The sequence below is a fragment of the Corallococcus sp. AB030 genome (genome assembly GCF_003668965.1).
Lineage (GTDB): Bacteria > Myxococcota > Myxococcia > Myxococcales > Myxococcaceae > Corallococcus > Corallococcus exiguus.
Map to the genome: position 1 here is coordinate 1 of NZ_RAWQ01000420.1, position 2,090 is coordinate 2,090.

At 69.1% G+C, this 2,090-nt stretch carries 4 protein-coding genes; all 4 read right to left on the reverse strand.

What is annotated here, in order from left to right:
• Nucleotides 1–295: 295 nt before the first annotated feature.
• Nucleotides 296–727 (reverse strand): biopolymer transporter ExbD, encoded by a 432-nt coding sequence (locus D7Y15_RS43220; protein WP_120565359.1) that lies wholly within the window; start codon nt 725–727, stop codon nt 296–298.
• A 16-nt stretch (nt 728–743) separates the two neighbouring features.
• Nucleotides 744–1,154 carry a biopolymer transporter ExbD gene (locus tag D7Y15_RS43225; protein ID WP_121756198.1) on the reverse strand — a complete coding sequence of 137 codons (411 nt, stop codon included), beginning with the start codon at nt 1,152–1,154 and terminating at the stop codon, nt 744–746.
• Entirely contained in the window at nt 1,138–1,896 is a 759-nt protein-coding gene (locus D7Y15_RS43230) for a MotA/TolQ/ExbB proton channel family protein (RefSeq protein ID WP_120599767.1), read from the reverse strand. Before D7Y15_RS43230 ends, D7Y15_RS43225 begins: the two co-directional genes overlap by 17 nt.
• Nucleotides 1,897–1,927: 31 nt before the next feature.
• On the reverse strand, nt 1,928–2,090 hold a 163-nt coding region (locus D7Y15_RS43235; protein WP_199746071.1), incomplete at its 5' end, for an energy transducer TonB.

The following is a 2,090-nucleotide window of genomic DNA, read 5'->3' on the forward strand; positions in this document are numbered from 1 at the left end:
CTCTCCGGCCGGCTGCTGGCCCGGGGAGGCGGAGGGCGAAGGCGCGGCGGGCGCGGAGGACTCCGCGCCAGGCGCCTGCGCGAAGGCAGGCAGGGTGATGAGCACGAGTGACGCCACGCAGGCGCGCACGAAGCTTGTACGAGACAACACGGCTCTCCTTGCCGACAGCGACGCGCACTCAACGCGACGCCCGTGGCATTGGGATGAAGGGTTTGTGACGTCTGTGGCGGTGGCGGGAAAACTCGGCGTCACGAACCGCGCGCGGCTTCACGAGCCGCGCGCGGGGCGCCTGGAGTCAGTCCGCCAGTCGTTCCGGCAGCACGGCGACGGTGATGTTCCCGCCCCGCGCCAGGTCCAGCACTTCCATCGCACTTCCGTACGGCACCGCGTCGCTCGCGTCGAAGAAGACAATCTTGTCCGCGCGCGCGTTCAACATGCGCTGCAGGCGGACCACCACCTGGTCGCGCGGAACCTCTTCGTGGTTGATGCGCAGCGTGCCGGCCTTGTCCACCGTGAGCACCACCGGCGGCTTCGCGTCCGGAGGAGGAGGCGTGGTGTCCTCCTTCTTGTCCGGCTTCGCGGGCACGTTCATCCACAGGTTCTTGGTCATCAGCGGCGTGACGACCATGAAGATGATGAGGAGGACGAGCACCACGTCCACCAGGGGCGTCACGTTCATCGTGGGGCGGACGCCGCCGCCCTTGTTGCCACCGACGTCGAAAGCCATGGCGCGTGCCTCCCCTTCAGTTCTTCTTCCGGTCGATGACCTGGAGACTGATGCCTGGGAACCCGATGTCCTGCATCGCCTTGAACACGCCGCGCACCTGCGCGTACGCCACGCCCCGGTCCGCCTTGAGCACCACGGGCGCGTCCGGCTTCGCCTGGTGCAGCGCCTTGAGCTCCACCACCAGCGCGTCCCGGGTCAGCTGCTTGCGGTCCAGGTAGAACGACCCGTTGGACGCCAGGCTCACCGTGGTGGGCTCCAGGTTCTTGTTCTCCGGATCCGGGTTCATCGCCGCGGGCAACTCCACCGCGGCGCTGGCCTCCAGCTGCGGCGTGACGACCATGAAGATGATCAGGAGGACGAGCACCACGTCCACCAGCGGCGTCACGTTCATCTCCGGCGTGAGGCTGCTCTTACGCGTGGCCGACATCGCCCGCCTCGGTCCGCGTGGAGACGACGTCGGAGCCCGTCGCGTGCGAGCCGCCGTGGGCCGCCACCGCGCGCTTGTCGCCGGACATGTCCTCCAGGTGGTCCATGAACTCGCTGCGGGCCTGCTCCAGGGAGAGCAGCAGCGCGTCCGCGCGGGTGGACAGGAAGTTGAACATCAGCACCGCGGGGATGGCGACCAGCAGGCCCAGCGCCGTGACGACGAGCGCCTCCGCGATACCGGCGGACACCGCGCCCAGGCCACCGGAGCCCTCCTTCGCGATACCGGCGAAGGCCTCGATGATTCCCACCACCGTGCCGAGCAGACCGACGAACGGCGCCACCGAACCCACCGTGGCCAGCACCGACATGCCCCGGCGCACGTCCGCGGTGATGCGCTCGTTGATGCGCACCAGGTCGCGCCGCGTGAGCTCCACCGGGCCCAGCTTCCCGGCGGGAGCGCGGGACCTGGCGAGGAACGTCTTCATGCCACCGCCCAGCATCATCGCCAGGTGGCTGCTCTTGCTGCCGTCCGCCTCCTTCACCAGCGCGTCGTGCTGCTGCTGCGCGAGCAGCGGACCGGCGCGGCCCGCGAACTGGCGGGACGCGGCGCGCGAGCGGAAGAAGACGAACAGGCGCTCGAAGAACACCGCCAGCGACGCGACCGCGAAGGCGATCAGTGTCCAGGCGATGCCCAGGGCGAAGACGCCCATGTGCGCGTAGATTTCCTTGAGATTGAAGTTCATGGCTGTGGCTTTCCGAAGGGGGAGGAAGGCGTCAGGACTTGAGGCGGAACGGGACCTTGAAGATGCGGAAGACGGCGGTCGGCTGACCGGACACGACGGCGGGCTTGAAGCGCCACGTGCGCGCGGCGGCCAGCGCGGCGCTGGCGAAGGGCTCATCGCCGCGCATCACCTTGAGGCCGGTGACGCGGCCGTCG

Excerpts from the sequence above, each read along its gene's own strand:
- D7Y15_RS43220 (WP_120565359.1), bottom strand. The coding sequence starts at position 727 with ATGGCTTTCGACGTCGGTGGCAACAAGGGCGGCGGCGTCCGCCCCACG.
- D7Y15_RS43225 (WP_121756198.1), bottom strand. The coding sequence starts at position 1,154 with ATGTCGGCCACGCGTAAGAGCAGCCTCACGCCGGAGATGAACGTGACG.
- D7Y15_RS43230 (WP_120599767.1), bottom strand. The coding sequence starts at position 1,896 with ATGAACTTCAATCTCAAGGAAATCTACGCGCACATGGGCGTCTTCGCC.